The 17,251-nt window shown below is 69.1% G+C and carries 15 protein-coding genes; 6 read left to right on the plus strand and 9 right to left on the minus strand.

Annotated features, from left to right (window positions below):
- Nucleotides 1–328 precede the first annotated feature (328 nt).
- The 3 genes from O9280_RS02820 to typA form a co-directional block, all read right to left on the minus strand.
- A complete protein-coding gene (locus O9280_RS02820; RefSeq protein WP_298338432.1) occupies nt 329–1,957 on the minus strand; it encodes an amidase in 1,629 nt (542 codons plus the stop codon).
- Nucleotides 1,958–2,021: 64 nt separating this feature from the next.
- Nucleotides 2,022–2,801: a sulfite exporter TauE/SafE family protein gene (locus tag O9280_RS02825; protein ID WP_298338435.1), complete on the minus strand. Its 780-nt coding sequence runs from the start codon at nt 2,799–2,801 to the stop codon at nt 2,022–2,024.
- Nucleotides 2,802–2,838: 37 nt separating this feature from the next.
- On the minus strand, nt 2,839–4,668 hold the full coding sequence (typA, locus tag O9280_RS02830; protein ID WP_297867692.1) for a translational GTPase TypA: 1,830 nt from the start codon (nt 4,666–4,668) through the stop codon (nt 2,839–2,841).
- Between the two features lie 187 nt (nt 4,669–4,855).
- On the opposite strand from typA, the gene O9280_RS02835 reads away from it, so the two are divergent.
- Complete coding sequence (locus O9280_RS02835; protein WP_298338440.1) at nt 4,856–5,362, plus strand: peptidylprolyl isomerase; 507 nt, start codon at nt 4,856–4,858, stop codon at nt 5,360–5,362.
- 56 nt (nt 5,363–5,418) lie between these two features.
- Here the strand turns inward: O9280_RS02835 and O9280_RS02840 are convergent, their stop codons facing one another.
- From O9280_RS02840 to O9280_RS02850, 3 genes are read right to left on the minus strand one after another with little or no spacing between them, the layout of a single operon-like run.
- Complete coding sequence (locus tag O9280_RS02840) at nt 5,419–6,003, minus strand: hypothetical protein (protein ID WP_298338443.1); 585 nt, start codon at nt 6,001–6,003, stop codon at nt 5,419–5,421.
- The gene (locus O9280_RS02845; RefSeq protein WP_298338446.1) at nt 6,000–7,196 is read right to left on the minus strand and encodes a M48 family metallopeptidase; all 1,197 of its coding nucleotides are present in this window, start codon (nt 7,194–7,196) and stop codon (nt 6,000–6,002) included. Before O9280_RS02845 ends, O9280_RS02840 begins: the two co-directional genes overlap by 4 nt.
- Nucleotides 7,197–7,201: 5 nt before the next feature.
- Nucleotides 7,202–7,957, minus strand: coding sequence for a hypothetical protein (locus O9280_RS02850; protein ID WP_298338449.1), 756 nt, complete (start codon nt 7,955–7,957; stop codon nt 7,202–7,204).
- Nucleotides 7,958–8,103: 146 nt separating this feature from the next.
- On the opposite strand from O9280_RS02850, the gene O9280_RS02855 reads away from it, so the two are divergent.
- From O9280_RS02855 to prpB, 3 genes are all read left to right on the plus strand, one after another.
- Nucleotides 8,104–9,282 (plus strand): aminotransferase class I/II-fold pyridoxal phosphate-dependent enzyme, encoded by a 1,179-nt coding sequence (locus tag O9280_RS02855; protein WP_298338452.1) that lies wholly within the window; start codon nt 8,104–8,106, stop codon nt 9,280–9,282.
- A gap of 20 nt (nt 9,283–9,302) precedes the next feature.
- Nucleotides 9,303–10,289: a malate dehydrogenase gene (locus tag O9280_RS02860; RefSeq protein ID WP_298338454.1), complete on the plus strand. Its 987-nt coding sequence runs from the start codon at nt 9,303–9,305 to the stop codon at nt 10,287–10,289.
- A gap of 63 nt (nt 10,290–10,352) precedes the next feature.
- Complete coding sequence (prpB, locus tag O9280_RS02865) at nt 10,353–11,240, plus strand: methylisocitrate lyase (protein ID WP_298338458.1); 888 nt, start codon at nt 10,353–10,355, stop codon at nt 11,238–11,240.
- Nucleotides 11,241–11,251: 11 nt separating this feature from the next.
- Here the strand turns inward: prpB and O9280_RS02870 are convergent, their stop codons facing one another.
- Nucleotides 11,252–12,367: a linear amide C-N hydrolase gene (locus tag O9280_RS02870; RefSeq protein ID WP_298338462.1), complete on the minus strand. Its 1,116-nt coding sequence runs from the start codon at nt 12,365–12,367 to the stop codon at nt 11,252–11,254.
- A 123-nt stretch (nt 12,368–12,490) separates the two neighbouring features.
- On the opposite strand from O9280_RS02870, the gene prpC reads away from it, so the two are divergent.
- Entirely contained in the window at nt 12,491–13,642 is a 1,152-nt protein-coding gene (prpC, locus tag O9280_RS02875) for a 2-methylcitrate synthase (protein WP_298338465.1), read from the plus strand.
- 47 nt (nt 13,643–13,689) lie between these two features.
- Complete coding sequence (locus O9280_RS02880) at nt 13,690–14,136, plus strand: ion channel (protein ID WP_298338472.1); 447 nt, start codon at nt 13,690–13,692, stop codon at nt 14,134–14,136.
- 22 nt (nt 14,137–14,158) lie between these two features.
- On the opposite strand, the gene O9280_RS02885 is transcribed toward O9280_RS02880, so the two are convergent.
- Together O9280_RS02885 and O9280_RS02890 are read right to left on the minus strand one after the other, a co-directional pair.
- On the minus strand, nt 14,159–14,653 hold the full coding sequence (locus O9280_RS02885; protein ID WP_298338475.1) for a cell wall hydrolase: 495 nt from the start codon (nt 14,651–14,653) through the stop codon (nt 14,159–14,161).
- Nucleotides 14,654–14,976: 323 nt separating this feature from the next.
- On the minus strand, nt 14,977–16,998 hold the full coding sequence (locus O9280_RS02890; protein ID WP_298338478.1) for an NADPH-dependent 2,4-dienoyl-CoA reductase: 2,022 nt from the start codon (nt 16,996–16,998) through the stop codon (nt 14,977–14,979).
- Between the last annotated feature and the right edge of the window lie 253 nt (nt 16,999–17,251).

Here is a 17,251-nt window from a genome sequence, read left to right on the forward strand (position 1 = left end):
GAGCGGCTCAGATGTCACTCAACGCGTTGTTTCATAAGGCTTTCATAACTCTTCAGAAATGCTCACGCTTGAGGAAAGCGCGGAGCCGCGGCGGTTTGGCATGGTCGCCTCACCCCGGGACGGGCAGTGGCGGTTCGAAGGGTGGGGACACCCGCATGGCAAGGAGCCAGCAAGGATGCCGATCGCGCTGTTCGCCCCCCAGGGCGATTCCACAGGAGGTGGAATCGAGGAGTTGCAGGGGTTCAGATGACCACGAAGGCGCCGGTTCGGAACCGGCGCCTTCGACTTTTCCGGGCTCCAACTTTCGAGTCGGCGACGACCGCCGCCCTCAGGGCTGCAGCGTGGGCCGGAAGTCCGGCGAGCGTCGCGCGCCTGCCAATCGGGCCTCGACGGCCGCTCCGAGTGCCAGAAGTCCCGCATCGCCATCCTTCGCTCCGAGCAGGCTCAGGCCGACCGGCAGGCCATGGATCTCGCCCATCGGCACCGTGAGGCTGGGGGTCCCGGCCACGGCGGCCGCGCCGTAGCCCGCGCTCGTGAAGTGGTCGCCCAGCACGGGGTCGATCGGCCATGCCGGCCCGGTGGTGGGGGCGATCAGCGCATCGAATCCGCCCTCCCGGAGCACCTTCAGCAACCCGTCTTCGCCCGCCAAACGCTTCGCCGACGCCCGTGCCTCCCGATAGGTGGGCTCGGTCAATGGCCCTTTCGCCTGCGCTTGTTCGAACAGTTCCTGCGCGAACCAGGGCATCGCCCGATCGGCGTTCGCGGTGTTCCAGGCGATGAGGGCCTCGAGGTCGGCCACCGGCGCCGGACCCTCGGCGAGGTAACGGTTCAACCCGTCCTTGAACTCGTAGAGCAGCACCGTGAGTTCGGCCTCGCCCCATTGGCCCCAAGTCGGGATCTCCGCATCGACCACCTCGGCGCCCGCCGCCCGAAGCCGGGCCACGGCGGCCTCGGTCGCGGCATCGAGGCCGGCGTGGCGGCCCATCGCCTGACGCAGCAGGCCGAAGCGCTTTCCGGCCAGCGGAGCGGTAGCGGCCGCGTCAGTCGTTTCCGGAGCGTCGGGCGTGGTGATCGGCTCAAGGCCCGACATCGCTTCCATCAGCGCGGCCGCGTCCGCGATCGAGCGCGCCATGGGCCCGGCGGTGTCCTGCGAGGCCGAGATCGGCACGATGCCGTCGCCCGGGATCACACCGACCGTCGGCTTGAAGCCGACCAGACCGTTCACCGCCGAAGGACAGAGGATGCTGCCGTCGGTCTCGGTGCCCACGCCGACCGTCGCGAGGCTGGCGGCGATGGCCGCGCCGGTGCCCGAACTCGAGCCGCAGGCGTTGCGGTCCAGCACGTAGGGGTTGCGCGTCTGGCCGCCTGCGCTGCTCCAGCCGGAGATCGAGTTCGTCGAGCGGAAGTTCGCCCATTCGCTCAGGTTCGTCTTCCCAAGGATCACCGCTCCGGCCTTTCGCAGCGACGCCACCAGCGCGGCGTCGTCGGCGGGCACGTGGTTGGCGAGGGCCAGCGAGCCTGCCGTGGTGGGCAAGCCGGCGACGTCGATGTTGTCCTTCACCAGCACCGGGATGCCGTGCAGCGGCCCGCGGAGTTGGCCCGCCGCGCGCTCGGCGTCCAAGGCCTCGGCGTCGGCGCGGGCCGTGGGATTCAGCGCGATGACGGCGTTGAGCGTCGGGCCCGAATCGTCGATGGCGGCGATGCGCCCGAGGTAGGCGTCGACGAGGTCGGCGCTGCTGAACCGGCCCGCCACCATGCCGGCCTGTGCCTCGGCCACGGAGAGTTCGACGACGTCCACCTTCGGTGCCGCGGCGACCGTCGCCGGGGTGCCGGCATCAGCGGCGGGCGGTGCGTTCGATGCGTCCCCCTCGGTGCGGTTGGCGCAGCCTGAAAGACCGGCGGTGGTAACGAGGATGCTCGCGATGAGAACGGGCAGGGCGCGCGGACGGTTCGGCATGGCGGGCTCCAGATACGGAAGCCTCGATGCTAATCGCGGCGGCACCCGCCGTGCCGTGAAGCGCTCAGCCGCGCAGCAGGTCGAAGGCGAGCTTGCCGATCAGCGCGGTGACCACGCCGAGGAACACGTAGCGCACGAAGCGCTGGCCCTTGCGGATGGCGAGGTGGCTGCCGATCCAGCTGCCCAGCATGTTGCCGAGGATCAGCGGCACGGCCAGCACCCAGACGACGAAGCCGCCGATGGCGAGCACGGTCCACGAGCTCACGTCGGCCGCGACGTTCGCCGCCTTCGACACGCCCGAGGATTTGAGGAAATCGAGGCCCAACGCGCTGACGAAGGCGAAGACCATGATCGTGCCGGTGCCCGGGCCGATCAGGCCGTTGTAGAACCCGCAGGCCGCGCCGACGCCGGTGGCCACCAGCGCCTCCTTCTCGAGCGGGTAGCGCCGGGATTCGACGAGGCCGAAGTCCTTGCGGAACGCGGTGTAGACCGCGAGCACGGCGCAGATCGCCAGTACGGTCCACTTCAGCAGTTCGGGGTCGAGACGCTTGGCGAACTGCACGCCGATGGCCGAAGCCACGAGCGCGCCGATGCAGGCGGGCACGACGATCTTGCGCTCGACGGGGATGCGCGAAAGGTAGTTCCAGGCCGCGACGCTGGTGCCGAGCATCGAGCTCGTGCGCTGCGTGCCGATCAGCTGGAGGATCGACAGGCCGGGGTGCAGGTTGAGCATCGCCGGCGTGAGGATCAGCCCGCCTCCGCCGACGATGCTGTCGAGCAGGCCGGCGGCGAGGCCGGCCAGCGCGGTCAACGCCAGCAGTTCGGGCGTGAGTTCGGCGAGCATGGGGGACGGGCGCCGGGAAGCCGGCGCCCGCTTTGGATCAGGCCGCGCGGCCGGCGCGCTTGCGCTCGTTTTCCGTCAGCAGCTTCTTGCGCAGGCGGATTTCCTTCGGCGTGATCTCGACCAGCTCGTCGTCGTCGATGAAGTCCAGCGCCTGCTCGAGGGTGAACTTGATCGGCGGCGACAGCTGGATGGCGTCGTCCTTGCCCGAAGCGCGCATGTTGGTCAGCGGCTTGGTGCGGATGGCGTTCACCGTCAGGTCGTTGTCCTTCGAGTGGATGCCGACGAGCTGGCCTTCGTACACCTGGTCGCCTTCGGCGGCGAACAGCTTGCCGCGCTCCTGCAGCGGGCCCAGCGCGTAGGCTGGGGTCGGGCCCGGGGCGTTGGCGATCATCACGCCGTTGAGGCGCTTGGCGATCTGGCCGGCTTCCTTCGGGCCGTAGTGGTCGAACACGTGGAACAGCAGGCCCGAGCCCTGGGTGAGGGTGCGGAACTCGTTCTGGAAGCCGATCAGGCCACGCGCCGGGATCATGTAGTCGAGGCGCACGCGGCCCTTGCCGTCCGGCTCCATGTTGGTGAGCTGGGCCTTGCGGGTGCCGAGCTTTTCCATCACGCCGCCCTGGTGCTGCTCTTCCACGTCCACCACGAGCTGCTCGATAGGCTCCATCAGCTGGCCGTCGATCTCCTTGATGATCACTTCCGGGCGCGACACGGCGAGCTCATAGCCCTCGCGGCGCATGTTCTCGATCAGCACCGAGAGGTGCAGCTCGCCGCGGCCCGAGACGAGGAACTTGTCGGCGTCCTCGAGCTGCTCGACCTTCAGCGCGACGTTGTGCACGGCCTCGCGCTCGAGGCGGTCCTTGATCTGGCGGCTGGTCAGGAACTTGCCGCCCGAGAGGTCCTTGTTGCCGGCGAACGGCGAATTGTTCACCTGGAACGTCATCGAGATCGTCGGCTCGTCGACGGTGAGCGCCGGCAGCGCTTCCGGCATGTCGATCGAGCAGACCGTGTCGGAAATGGTGAGGTCCTGGATGCCCGAGATGGCGACGATGTCACCGGCCTCGGCGGTTTCCTGCTCGATGCGCTCGAGGCCCATGAAGCCGAGCACCTGCATCACCTTGCCCTGGCGCTTCTTGCCGTCGCGGCCGATCACGGTGACCGGCATGTTCTTCTTCAGCGTGCCGCGCTGGATGCGGCCGATGCCGATCACGCCGACGAAGTTGTTGTAGTCCAGCTGCGAGATGCGCATCTGGAACGGGCCGTCGGCGGCGACCGGCGGCGCCGGCACGTGCTTCATGATCGCTTCGTACAGCGGGGTCATGTCGCCGTCGCGGGCGGCGTCGTCGAGGCTGGCGTAGCCGTGCAGGGCCGAGGCGTAGACGATCGGGAAGTCGAGCTGCTCGTTGGTGGCGCCGAGCTTGTCGAACAGGTCGAACACCTGGTCGATCACCCAATCCGGGCGCGCGCCCGGGCGGTCGATCTTGTTGACCACGACGATCGGCTTGAAGCCCATCGCGAAGGCCTTCTGAGTCACGAAGCGGGTCTGCGGCATCGGGCCGTCCATCGCATCGACGAGGATCAGCACCGAGTCGACCATCGACAGCACGCGCTCGACCTCGCCGCCGAAGTCGGCGTGGCCCGGGGTGTCGACGATGTTGATGCGGTTGCCCTGCCAGGTGATGGCGGTGTTCTTGGCCAGGATGGTGATGCCGCGTTCCTTTTCCTGGTCGTTGCTGTCCATCACGCGCTCGGCCAGCACGGTGCGCTCGCTCAGCGTGCCCGACTGCTTCAGCAGGCAATCGACGAGGGTGGTCTTGCCGTGGTCGACGTGAGCGACGATGGCGATGTTGCGCAGGTTCTCGATGGACATGGGGAGGCGGCGCCACGGGGGGCGCTGGAGCTCGGTCGGAAAGGAAGCCGGGGAGTATACCGGTCCGGATTGACGGGACGTTAACGCCGCCCGACCCGGTGGGGCCCGGTCAACCGGGGCTTAGGGCCCGGCCGGCAGGGCGGCACGGGTACACTGCGCGCCCTTTCCCGCACGCCGGAGCGCGCCCATGAGCACCGTCACCGCCACCTTCCACACCGCCCGCGGCCCGATCCAGGTCGCGCTTCACGCCGACAAGGCCCCGCTGACGGTCGCCAACTTCGTGAACCTGGTGCGCCGCAAGTTCTACGACGGCCTGAACTTCCACCGCGTCATCGCCGATTTCATGATCCAGGGTGGCTGCCCGCAGGGCCGTGGCACCGGCAACCCGGGTTACCGCTTCGAGGACGAGGTCGGCACCGGCCTGTCGCATGAGCGCGGCGTCCTGTCGATGGCCAACGCCGGCCCGAAGACCAATGGCAGCCAGTTCTTCATCACCCACGTGCCCTGCCCGTGGCTGGACGGCAAGCACACCGTGTTCGGCAAGGTGCTCTCGGGCCTGGAGGTCGTCGACAGCATCAAGACCGGCGACCTGATCGAGAAGGTCACGCTCGAAGGCGACGTCGATGCCGTGCTGGCCGCCAAGGCCGAGCGCGTCGCCGAGTGGAACAAGGTGATGGACGAAGCCGCTCGCTGAGCCGCCGCGCATCGCCGACAAAGCCGCCCCTCGGGCGGCTTTGTCGTTTCCGGGGCTCAGAGCGGCTGGATCGAGTCGATCAGGGCCGCCACCGCGGCGGCGTCGCGGGGGTGGTAGTGCTCCACCGGCGCCTGCCAGTAGATCGTGGTGAGCTTGCCGTCGCGCTCAAACAGTGCGGCGGTGCCGGCGTAGCGCAGACCGCGCTGCGAGGCCATGGTGAATTCGAAGCGCAGGCCGTCGACGGTGCCGAAGTTCGCCGGGCGCAGATTGCTGGACTCGACCTCGGCCCAGCCCTGTTCGCGCAGGGCGGCGAGCAACAGCTCGTGCAGTTCGTCGGGGCGCAGGCCGGGCTGGTACCACGCACCTTGCGGGATGTTCCGACGCTCCCGCCCGAGGTGGAACACGTGCTCGCCCGGTCGGGTGCCGGTGATCAGGCGCAGCTGGTTCAGGGCGGTGCCATCGATGGTCCAGGCCTCCTGGCGCGGGCTGGCATAGCGCGCCCAATCGAGTGAGGTCTCGACCGTCATGCCCAGCACCTCGGTACGGCCGGCCGTCTGCAGGCGGCCGCCGGTGGCGCAGGCGGCAAGCCCCGCGAGGGCGAGCAGCAGCAGGGCGCTGCGCAGGGCGCAAGCGTTGGTCATGGCGCGAGGGCCTCGAGGTCGCGTTCGACGAACGCGCGGTCCGGGGCGTCCGGCCGCAGCTGGAGGTAACGGGCGAGGGCGTCGCGCGCACCGGCGGCGTCGCCGGCCGCACGCAGCGCGTAGCCGTGTTCGCGGAAGGCCGCAGTCGGGGCATCCGCCGCGGCGACCGCTTCGGCATGGAGGGCGGCGGCCTTTGCCGCGTCGCCTTCCCCACGACGAAGGCGGTGGGCTTCGCCCAAATAGTGCGCGGTGCGGCCCCGCCATGCGGGCGGTGCGTCGGCATGCAGTTCGCCGATCATCTGGATCGAGGCGGCGTAGCGGCGGCGCGTCAGTTCGTCGGACAGCCAGCCGTCGAGGAAAGGCTCGATGGCGGCCCGGTAGCGCTCGCGGCGCTCGGCCACGAGATCGAGGGGCGGGACGGCCTCGGCGGCCGTCGCCATCCGCCGATGCGCTTCGACGCGCGCTTCGGTCTCCGGGTGGCTGGCGAACACGGGATGGCGCCGTCGGCCGACCGTCGCGGCTTCCTCGCGCGCCAGTCGTTCCCATAGCGCGAGCCCCGCGTCCGGCCCGTAGCCCTGCGCGGCGGCGAATTCGAGACCCAGGGCATCCGCCTCGCGTTCGTGCTCCCGCGAGAAGCCCGACAGCCCGGCCATGCCGGCGAGCTGTGCGACACCGCCCACCAGCCCGACGCCAGCGCCCAGCGTGGCCAATCCGACGGTGCCCAACGTGGCGCTGCTGCGTTTGCTGGCCCGCCACTGCTGCAGTGAATGGCGCTGGCGGTAATGCGCGAACTCGTGGCCCAGCAGCACGGCGAGTTCGTCTTCCGAGCGCAGCCGCAGCAGGGCGCCGGTGAAGACGAGGGTCGCGCCGTTCGGCGCCATCGAGGCGTTGAACTCGGGGACGGTCAGCACGTAGAGCCGCAGGTCGCCGCAGTGTGGTCCGGCCACGCGGCAGAGCACGTCGCGCAGGTAGTCGTTGAGCGCGGCATCGCGTTCCACTTGCGGCAGGCCACGCAGTTCCTGCTCGGCGCGGTCCATGCCGTACCAGAGCTCGGCCTCGGTGCTGCCCTCGGCCGGACGTTCGCCCGGCGCGATCGCTGGCGGCGCGATCGCTGGCGGCGCGGCGTCCGCACCGGGTGCGAACGCGGCGATGCCGAGCCCGAGACCCACGGCGAGCGCGAGTGGGCTGGCCAACAGCGTCACAGCGGCAGGTCTTCGAGCAGCAGTTCCACGCTCTTCCGCGCCTCGTCGCGTTCGCGCAAGTCGCCGCTCTGGCGCGCCAGCTGGTTGAACCACACCACCTTGCCCGTTCGCAGGTCGACGAGGGTGGCGATGCCGTGTTGCCGGCCGCCGCCGATGTCGAGGCCCGTGCCCATCGCCGCGCCGGCGATGAAGCCGAACACGCGCAGCGCGGTGCGGCCGCCGCTGGCGTAGCTGTCGCGCACGTAGGTGAACAGGGCGAAGTCCGCGTCGGTGGCCGCGCGGAGCTCCGTTACGCCGTCGCCGAGCGTCCAGTCCAGACGGGGCTGGCCGGCGGCGTCGCGCTTGGTGGCCAGCGCGCCGCCGGGCAGGAGGAATTGGCTGATCGACAGCGCCACCGCCTCGTTCAGCCGCACCACCTGGCCGAGGCGGGAGTCCGGGGCGAGGTCGTCGGGAATGTCGAAATCCGGGGCCTGCGGGGCGTTGGCGGCGGCGAGGTGGGCGCGCACCGCCTCAGCGTAGAAGCGTCGGGCGTCGCGGGACCACGCTTCGCGCGGTTCCAGCAGGCCGCCGGCGGTGATGAGGCTCAGCTCGATGTCGGGCTCGACCAGCACCAGCCTGCCGTCGATCCGGAGCGGGCGGCCGTCTTCCCCGGTGGCGGTCGACGGGCGGGTCTGGGCCGTGGCGATGACGCTCCAGAGCAGGCCCAGCACGAGGGCGGTGGCGAAGCGGCCGCGGGGGAAGCGGGCGGTCATGCACGGGTCCGGCGAGGGGCGTGGCCGGGAGCTTCGGTGATGCGGCACCGCCCCCGCAAGGCGGGCGCCGGGCGGCGCGGTGCTACACTTTCGGGCTTACCGCCAACGCCGCCGAGGGGAGTCCGATGCCGCAGCTCAGCCATCGAATGGGTCACGCCAAGCCCAGTGCCATCATGGCCGTGGCGGAGAAGGCGAAAGCCCTCAAGGCCCAGGGGCGCGACATCATCAGCTTCTCGATCGGCGTGCCGAACTTCCTCCCCGGCGAGCACGTCTACGCCGCTGCCCGCGAGGCGCTGGCCAAGGACAGCGGCCAGTACGGCAGCAACCGCGGCGCCGACGCGCTGCTGGACGCCTTCATCGCCCACATGGGCCGTCTCGGGCTGGCCGGCTACACGCGCAAGCACTGCGCCACCGGCGTGGGCGCCAAGCACCTGCTGTACAACCTGGCCGAAGCGCTGCTCGATCCGGGCGACACCATCGCCTTCGCCACCCCGTACTGGACGACCTACGTCGACATCGCCGACATCGTCGGCGCCAAGACGCTGTTGCTGCCGGCCCCGGCCTCGCAGGACTACAAGATCACGCCGGCCCAGCTCGACGCCGCGCTGGCGCAGAAGCCGAAGGTCTACCTGTTCAACAACCCGTCCAACCCGACGGGCATGGTGTATTCGAAGGACGAGATCGCCGCGCTGGCGGACGTGTTCGCGAAGCACCCGGACACCTGGATCATCAGCGACGACATCTACAACACGCTGGTGTTCGACGGCCTTGGTTACCACAACATCGTCAATTTCCGGCCCGAATTGCGCGAGCGCACGGTGTTCGTCGACTCGCTGTCGAAGACCTACGGCATGCCGGGTTGGCGCGTCGGCCTGATGGCCGGCCCCGAGGCCATTGCCCAGGCCATCACCACGCTCAATTCGAACCACATCACCAACTTGCCGGAAGTCGTCACCGCCGCCGCGGTGGCCGCGCTGGCCGGTCCGCAGGACGTGCCGCAGCAGAAGTGCCGGGAGTTCGAGGCCAAGCGCGACGTGGTGCTGGCCGCTCTCGCCGCCATCCCGGGCGTGAAGTGCCCGCGACCGCAGGGCGCGTTCTACGTGTTCCCCGACATCAGCTGCGCCTTCGGCAAGTCGCATGGCGGCAAGCTCATCGCCAACGACGTCGACTTCTGCAACCTGCTGCTGGAAGCCGAGGGCGTCGCCTGCGTGCCGGGCTCGGCCTTCGGCGAGCCCAGCGCCCTCCGCATCAGCTACACCTGTCCCGATGCCCCGCTGAAGGAAGGCCTGCGCCGCATCCAGGCCTTCTTCGCCGCCCTCGTCTAATTCCCCACGGAGCCCTCCCCATGAAGACCCCCGTCCGCGTTGCCGTCACCGGCGCAGCTGGCCAGATCGGTTATTCCCTCCTGTTCCGCATTGCCTCGGGCGAGATGCTCGGCAAGGACCAGCCGGTCATCCTGCAGCTGCTCGAGCTGCCGATGGACAAGGCCCAGGCCGCGCTGCGCGGCGTGATCATGGAGCTCGAGGACTGCGCGTTCCCGCTGCTCGCCGGCGTGGTCGGTACGGCCGACCCGATGGTCGCCTTCAAGGACGCCGACGTCGCCCTGCTGGTCGGCGCCATGCCGCGCGGCCCGGGCATGGAGCGCAAGGACCTGCTGCTCAAGAACGCCGAGATCTTCACCGTGCAGGGCAAGGCGCTGGACGCCGTCGCCTCGCGCAACGTCAAGGTGCTGGTGGTCGGCAACCCGGCCAACACCAACGCCTACATCGCCATGAAGTCGGCGCCCTCGCTGCCGGCGAAGAACTTCACGGCGATGCTGCGCCTCGACCACAACCGCGCGCTGTCGCAGCTGTCGGCGAAGGCCGGCGTCGCCGTCGGCGACATCGAGAAGCTGATCGTGTGGGGCAACCACAGCCCGACCATGTACCCCGACTACCGCTTCGCCACCGTCGGCGGCGCCTCGCTGAAGGACAAGGTCGGCGACGAGAACTGGAACCGCACCGACTTCATCCCGAAGGTCGGCAAGCGCGGCGCGGCGATCATCGAAGCCCGCGGCCTCTCCTCGGCCGCCTCGGCCGCGAACGCCGCCATCGACCACATCCGTGACTGGGTGCTGGGCACGAACGGCAAGTGGACGACGATGGGCATCCCGTCCGACGGCAGCTACGGCATCCCGAAGGACGTCATGTACGGCTTCCCGGTCACCTGCACGAACGGCCAGTACGAGATCGTCCAGGGCCTGGCCATCGACGACTTCTCGCGCGAAATGATGAACAAGACGCTGGCCGAGCTCGAGGAAGAGCGCAGCGGCGTGGCACACCTCCTCGGCTGATCGCCGGGAACAACGGAAAGGCGGCTTCGGCCGCCTTTCTTGTCATTGCACCAAGGAAAGACGATGAGCATGAATTCCGCTGGCGCGCGCTTCCGCGCCGCCTTGGCCGCCGAATCGCCCTTGCAGGTGATTGGCGCCATCAACGCCAACCACGCGCTGCTCGCCCAGCGCGCGGGCTACAAGGCGATCTACCTGAGCGGTGGTGGCGTCGCCGCCGGTTCGCTCGGCCTGCCGGACCTCGGCATCAGCGGCCTCGAGGACGTGCTGATCGACACGCGTCGCATCACCGATGTGTGCGACCTGCCGCTGCTGGTCGACATCGACACCGGCTTCGGTCCGAGCGCCTTCAACATCGCCCGCACGGTGAAGAGCCTGATCAAGGCCGGCGCTGCCGCCTGCCACATCGAAGACCAGGTCGGCGCCAAGCGCTGCGGCCATCGTCCCGGCAAGGAAGTGGTGTCGACCGAGGAGATGGTGGATCGCGTCAAGGCCGCCGCCGACGCGAAGACCGACAAGGACTTCTTCCTCATCGCGCGCACCGATGCCATCCAGGTGCATGGCGTGGATGCGGCCATCGAGCGTGCCATCGCCTGCGTCGAAGCCGGGGCGGACGGCATCTTCGCCGAGGCCTCGTACGACCTCGAGACCTACCAGCGCTTCGTCGATGCGGTGAAGGTGCCGGTGCTGGCCAACATCACCGAGTTCGGCAAGACGCCGCTGTTCACGCGTGAGCAACTGGCCTCGGTCGGCGTCGCGATCCAGCTGTATCCGCTGTCGGCGTTTCGCGCCATGAACAAGGCCGCCGAGGCCGTGTACACCGCGATCCGCCGCGACGGCCACCAGCAAGCCGTGGTCGATCTGATGCAGACCCGCGAGGAGCTCTACGAGCGCATCGGCTACCACGCGTTCGAACAGCAGCTCGATGCGCTGTTCGCCAAGAAGGGCGGCTGAGGGGGCGAGCCTCAGCCCTCGCCGACGCGGAGCTCGCGCACCGTTTGGGTGCGCGAGGCGCCGCTGTCGAGCACGGTCTTTTCGATCCGGCTGAAATCGATGGCCTTCAGGTCGAGCTTCCGCACCTGGCGGTCCCACATCGAGTGGAAATAGAACACGCGGTTGCGCAGGTCGGCCGCGGTGGTGATCTGCGTGGCGCTCACGATGTCCTCGGCGCGCTGCTCGGGCGCGCCCGTGCTGCCCACGGTGAGATTGAAGCTGTCGAGGATGCGGAAAGCCTCGAACACGGCCTCCGGGCCGTCCTTCAGCGGGCGTGCCGAGGCAGTCAGGGCGACAGCACGGACGAAGCGCGCCGGCGGCGTGAAATCGCCGGGCAGGCCACGCAACCCGGTGCCCGCACCGAGCGGTGAGAAGGTGCGGCCGTCGATCGTGATCGGCTTCTCCGCGGCGGGCGACAGGCCGATGTGGTTGCGCAGGTTCGTCAGGTGCCAGTCGTAGGTGGGCGAATTGGTCACCACGCCGAGCAGGGCGTCGTGCACCTTGACCTGGCCACCCTCGATGATCTCGATGACGATCGCCGCGCCGCTGGCATCGGCCACCTTCCAGTGGAAGGGCAGCGGGGCGCCGCCGAAGCGCGGGTCCTCGACATTGACCACGGTGACGTCGCGCAGGTGCTCGCGCACCTCGACCACCGTCGAGAACGAGGAGAGCATCCACTGCATGTAGTCGCCGACGCTCAGCGACTGGCTGCGACGCGCCGGCTCGAAGGGTGCGAAGCGGGCGAAATCCGGGAAGTAGTACATACCCACATAGAGCCCTGCCTCGTTGAGGCCGTCCGGTCCGTAGGGCTCGCCGTAGGCCATCAGCGACACGAAGCCGTGCCGGCCCGTCCAGGCGTGGCCGTTCTCGCCTTCCGGGGTGCGCCCGTTGAACTGGTGGCCGCGCGGGAACAGCACAAGGTGGTCGTGGCTGGCGTCGCTCAGGGCCCATTCCACGGTGCGTGCGGTCACGACGCTGCCGTCGCCGGCGGTGAGCGAGATGCCGGTGCAGGCGAGTGCCACGGTGGACAGCGCTGAAGCGGCGACGAGGCAGGCGGCGGCGAGGGCGCGGCGGACGAGGCGTGGCATGGGTGGGCCGTTCGGGTCGGGGCGGGAGGGGTGCGGCGGAGTATCGCAGGCGTCGGAGGGGGGTACGAGCACCGCGTGCTGGCGATACCATGCGCGCCTCGACTCCCTGCTGGAACCGATCCGATGAGTGACGCCGCGCCCACCCTCCCCAAGGCCAAGAAATCCGTCGCCCTGTCCGGCACCGCCGCGGGCAATACCGCGCTGTGCACCGTCGGCCGCAGCGGCAACGACCTGCATTACCGCGGCTACGACATCAAGGACCTGGCGGACCACGCCGGCTTCGAGGAAGTGGCCCACTTGCTGGTGCACGGCGTGCTGCCGACGGCCAGCCAGCTGAAGGCCTACAAGGCCAAGCTGAAGCGCCTGCGCGGCCTACCGGCGATCGTCGCCGAAGCGCTCGAACTGGTCCCGGCCGCCGCCCACCCGATGGACGTGCTGCGCACCGGCTGCTCGGTGATGGGCACGGTGCTGCCGGAGCGCGAAGGCCACCCGGAAAACGAGGCCCGCGACATCGCCGACCGGCTCATCGCCAGCTTCGGCTCGATGCTGCTTTACTGGTGGCACTTCACCCGCAACGGTGACCGCATCCAGACCCAGACCGACGACGACTCGGTCGCCGCGCACTTCCTGCACCTGCTGCACGGCGAGCCGCCGAGCGCGCTGCACGCCCGTTCGCTGGATCGCTCGCTGGTGCTCTACGCGGAGCACGAATTCAACGCCAGCACCTTCACCGCGCGCGTCATCGCCGGCACCGGCTCCGACCTGTTCTCCTGCATCACCGGCGCGATCGGCGCGCTGCGCGGTCCAAAGCATGGCGGCGCCAATGAAGTCGCGATGGACATCATCGCCCGCTACGACAGCGCCGATGCCGCCGAAGCGGACATCCGCGCCCGCGTCGAGCGCAAGGAGATCGTGATCGGCTTCGGCCACCCGGTGTACACCATCGGCGACCCGCGCAACCCGATCATCAAGGGCATCTCGCGCGAACTGTGCAAGGACGGCGGCAATGAAGTGCTGTTCGACGTGTCCGAGCGCATCGAGACGCTGATGTGGGACATGAAGAAGATGTTCCCGAACCTCGATTGGTACAGCGCTTCGGCGTACCACATGATGGGCATCCCGACGGCGATGTTCACCCCGCTGTTCGTCATCGCCCGCACCACGGGCTGGAGCGCGCACGTCATCGAGCAGCGCCAGGACGGCAAGATCATCCGCCCGAGCGCGAACTACACCGGGCCGGAAGACCGCGCCTACGTGCCGATCGAGAAGCGTTGAGCGTGATCCCCTTCCGCCGGCCCCGTGCCGGCGGGTAGGGTGGGCCGATGTACCCGCACTGGGATGCCAATCTGCTGATCGTCGGGGTGACGGTGCTGACCGTCGCCCTCGTCACCCTTGTGCACTACGAAGGCCTGGTGCTGATGTCGCGCTGGCTCTACCAGCGCAAGGAGGGCGAGCGTCGCCGCAAGGTGCTGTACGGCATCTTCGGGGTGCTGGCCCTGCACGTGGTCGAGATCTGGATCTTCGGCACCAGCACCTGGCTGCTGCTGATGTACCCGAACACCGGCACCATCGCCGGTGCGCACCCACCGCACCTGTTCGATGCGGTCTACCTGTCCGCGGTGAGCTTCACCACGGTGGGTTTCGGCGACCTGACGCCGGTCGGCCCCATCCGCTTCAAGGTCGGCACCACGGCCCTGACGGGCTTCGTGCTGATCGCCTGGTCGGCGTCCTTCACCTATCTGGAGATGGAGCGCTTCTGGAGGCGTTGAGCCGGGCAGGTCGCCCAGGAGCTCAGCGCGATCCGCCCGCCGTGCCGGCGTCGTCGCCCGCCTCGTCGCGAGAGCGGAGGCGGTTCACCCGGAAGAAGGTGTGGTCGTCGATCGTGGCGACCTGCGGGTAGCTGGCCCAGCTCGGGTTGGCGATGCGCATGGCGGCGAAGTGGCTGGCACCGGGCACGACCTCGCGGCGCTCGGCGCGCGGGCGGTTCCATTCCTTCTGGGCGGCGAAGGCGACGGCGACGGCCTCTTCCCAGGCCTCGACGTTGTTCAGTCGGGTGCGCGGGGGAACCAGGGTCGGGGCGAACTGCTTGGGCGCCTTCACGACCGCGCAGACATCGTCACCCCACATGCCGGAGTCCCGGCGGCGCAGTGCGACCTCGGCGACGGCACGCTGGCCCAGTTCGGACTGGTTGCGGGCTTCGAGGTAAACCGTGGTGGCGAGGCAGAGCGGTTCGGCCTGGGCCGGGGGCAACAGCGTCGACAACCACATCAAAAACGAGAGTTCCATGGCTTTCCTTGCTCCGTTGCGTCCGTGGCGTCCCGTGCGATGTGCGGCGCGGGCGGAGCCAGTGACTTGGCGTAATGGGGATGAACGGGTCCAGGAGTTCTGTGCTGACCCGCCTTCCCGGTCCGCTGAAGCGGTGGGAAGCCCCCGAAGCGCCATGAGCCCGGGAGTCACGAGAACGCCGTACTGGCCAAAGGGCGGTCGGGCGAACGGGGCGAACCGTAGCCCGGTCTTTCCAAACCCGGGCTGAATGCCGATTTCATAAGTTTTTGAATTTGCTCGGGCTTTTACTCTAGCCCGAGGCCGCGCAGTCCGATTTCCCGGGCTTACAGGGCCGCAGCGGCCCGCGTTCCTTGGGCGATCGCGCGCTTGGCGTCGAGCTCCGATGCCACGTCGGCGCCGCCGATCAGCTGCACGGGGACCTGCGCGGCCTGCAGGGGTTCCAGAAGCTCACGCAGCGGTTCCTGACCGGCGCAGACCACCACGTGGTCTACCGGCAGAAGGGTGTCCTTGCCCTCGATCCGCACGTGGAAGCCAGCGTCGTCCATCTTCAGGTATTCGACGTCGCCGTGGGCCTTCACGCCCTTCATCTTCAGGGCGGCGCGGTGGATCCATCCGGTCGTCTTGCCCAGACGGGCGCCGGGACGGCCCTTGGAGCGCTGCAGCAGCCAGACCTCGCGGGCGGCGGGCTCCGGATGCGGCTTGGCCAGCCCCCCGGGGCCGTCGAAGTTGCTCGCGACGCCCCATTCGGCCATCCAGGCCTTCGGGTCGAGGCTGGGCGAGACGCCGCGGTGGACGAGGAATTCCCCGACGTCGAAGCCGATGCCGCCGGCGCCGACGATGGCCGCCTTGGCGCCGACCTGCACCTTGCCGGTCAACACGTCGATGTAGCTGACCACCTTCGGATGGTCATGGCCCTCGAAGCCGGCCTTGCGCGGCCGGATGCCCGTGGCGAGCAGCACGGTGTCGAAGCCCTTGAGGTCGTCGGCGCCGACGCGCGTGTTCAGGCGGACGTCGACGCCGTGCTTCTTCAGCAGGGTGGCGAAGTAGCGGAGGGTCTCGTGGAATTCCTCCTTGCCCGGGATCGTCTTGGCGAGATTGAACTGCCCGCCGATCTCCGGCGCGGCGTCGAACAGGGTGACGGCATGGCCGCGCTCCGCGGCCGTGGTGGCGGCGGCCAGCCCGGCCGGGCCGGCACCGACGACGGCCACGGTCTTCTTCTGCGTGGCCGGCTTGATCACCAGCTCGGTCTCGGCGCAGGCCCGCGGGTTGACGAGGCAGCTGGCCTTCTTGTTCTCGAAGACGTGGTCGAGGCAGGCCTGGTTGCAGGCGATGCAGGTGTTGATTTCGTCCACCCGGCCGGCCTTCGCCTTGGCGACCCAGGCCGGATCGGCCAGCAGGGGGCGCGCCATCGAGACCATGTCGATCTCGCCCGAGGCCAGGATGCGCTCGGCCACGTCCGGCATGTTGATGCGGTTGGTGGCGACGAGCGGCAGGGTCACGTGCGGGCGCAGCTTGGCCGTTACGCCGGCAAAGGCCGCGCGCGGCACCGAGGTCGCGATGGTCGGCACGCGGGCCTCGTGCCAGCCGATGCCGGTGTTGATGATCGTGGCGCCCGCGGCTTCGATGGCCTTGGCCTGCATCACGATCTCGTCCCAGGCCGCGCCGCCATCGACCAGCTCCAGCATGGAGAGGCGATAGATGAGGATGAAGTCCGGCCCCACGGCCTCGCGGATGCGGCGGACGATCTCGACCGCGAAGCGCATGCGCTTCTCCGGCGTACCGCCCCATCCGTCAGTGCGCTGGTTCGTGCGTGCCGACAGGAACTGGTTGATCAGGTAGCCCTCGGAGCCCATCACCTCGACGCCGTCGTAGCCCGCGTCGCGGGCGAGCTTTGCGGCGCGCACGAAAGCCTTGATCTGGCGTTCGACGCCCCAGCCAGTGAGCGCGCGTGGCTTGAACGGATTGATCGGCGCCTGGATGGCTGAGGCCGACACCGACAGCGGGTGGTAGGCGTAGCGGCCGGCGTGCAGGATCTGCATGCAGATCTTGCCGCCCTCGGCGTGCACGGCCTTCGTCACGATCCGGTGCTTGTGCGTTTCCCAAGGCCAACTGAGCTTCCCGGAGAAGGGCTTGAGCCAACCGACCAGGTTCGGGGCGATCCCGCCGGTCACCATCAATCCGACGCCGCCGCGGGCGCGCTCGGCGAAGTAGGCGGCGAGCTTCGGGAAGTCGCGGGAGCGGTCCTCGAGGCCGGTATGCATCGAACCCATCAGCACGCGGTTGGGCAGGGTGCAGAAGCCGAGGTCGAGCGGTTTGAACAGATGCGGGAAGGCGGCGGCCGTCATATCAATACGGTGGCGTAGGGTTGGGCGAGAATGCCCGGGCACTCGAGTGTGCACAAGGCGGCGTCGCGCGCCATCGGGCCGGTGCGGACGTGGGAAGCGCGCGGGCCACCATGGTCCGCCTCTCTTCATGCGAAGTGAAGAAGGTAGGCTGAGTGGCTTGTCACGACTTAGCGCGGTGTTAACATCGCCCACGCAAGGCAACCCCAGGAAGGGGCTCGGCCTGCAGGGCAGTCCCTTCCCCCATTTGGAGTCG

Origin of the sequence: Silanimonas sp. (genome assembly GCF_027531545.1) — a bacterium.
In the GTDB taxonomy this organism is placed as follows: domain Bacteria; phylum Pseudomonadota; class Gammaproteobacteria; order Xanthomonadales; family Xanthomonadaceae; genus Silanimonas.

Excerpts from the sequence above, each read along its gene's own strand:
- O9280_RS02820 (WP_298338432.1), bottom strand. The coding sequence starts at position 1,957 with ATGCCGAACCGTCCGCGCGCCCTGCCCGTTCTCATCGCGAGCATCCTC.
- O9280_RS02825 (WP_298338435.1), bottom strand. The coding sequence starts at position 2,801 with ATGCTCGCCGAACTCACGCCCGAACTGCTGGCGTTGACCGCGCTGGCC.
- typA (WP_297867692.1), bottom strand. The coding sequence starts at position 4,668 with ATGTCCATCGAGAACCTGCGCAACATCGCCATCGTCGCTCACGTCGAC.
- O9280_RS02835 (WP_298338440.1), top strand. The coding sequence starts at position 4,856 with ATGAGCACCGTCACCGCCACCTTCCACACCGCCCGCGGCCCGATCCAG.
- O9280_RS02840 (WP_298338443.1), bottom strand. The coding sequence starts at position 6,003 with ATGACCAACGCTTGCGCCCTGCGCAGCGCCCTGCTGCTGCTCGCCCTC.
- O9280_RS02850 (WP_298338449.1), bottom strand. The coding sequence starts at position 7,957 with ATGACCGCCCGCTTCCCCCGCGGCCGCTTCGCCACCGCCCTCGTGCTG.
- O9280_RS02855 (WP_298338452.1), top strand. The coding sequence starts at position 8,104 with ATGGGTCACGCCAAGCCCAGTGCCATCATGGCCGTGGCGGAGAAGGCG.
- O9280_RS02860 (WP_298338454.1), top strand. The coding sequence starts at position 9,303 with ATGAAGACCCCCGTCCGCGTTGCCGTCACCGGCGCAGCTGGCCAGATC.
- prpB (WP_298338458.1), top strand. The coding sequence starts at position 10,353 with ATGAGCATGAATTCCGCTGGCGCGCGCTTCCGCGCCGCCTTGGCCGCC.
- O9280_RS02870 (WP_298338462.1), bottom strand. The coding sequence starts at position 12,367 with ATGCCACGCCTCGTCCGCCGCGCCCTCGCCGCCGCCTGCCTCGTCGCC.
- prpC (WP_298338465.1), top strand. The coding sequence starts at position 12,491 with ATGAGTGACGCCGCGCCCACCCTCCCCAAGGCCAAGAAATCCGTCGCC.
- O9280_RS02880 (WP_298338472.1), top strand. The coding sequence starts at position 13,690 with ATGTACCCGCACTGGGATGCCAATCTGCTGATCGTCGGGGTGACGGTG.
- O9280_RS02885 (WP_298338475.1), bottom strand. The coding sequence starts at position 14,653 with ATGGAACTCTCGTTTTTGATGTGGTTGTCGACGCTGTTGCCCCCGGCC.
- O9280_RS02890 (WP_298338478.1), bottom strand. The coding sequence starts at position 16,998 with ATGACGGCCGCCGCCTTCCCGCATCTGTTCAAACCGCTCGACCTCGGC.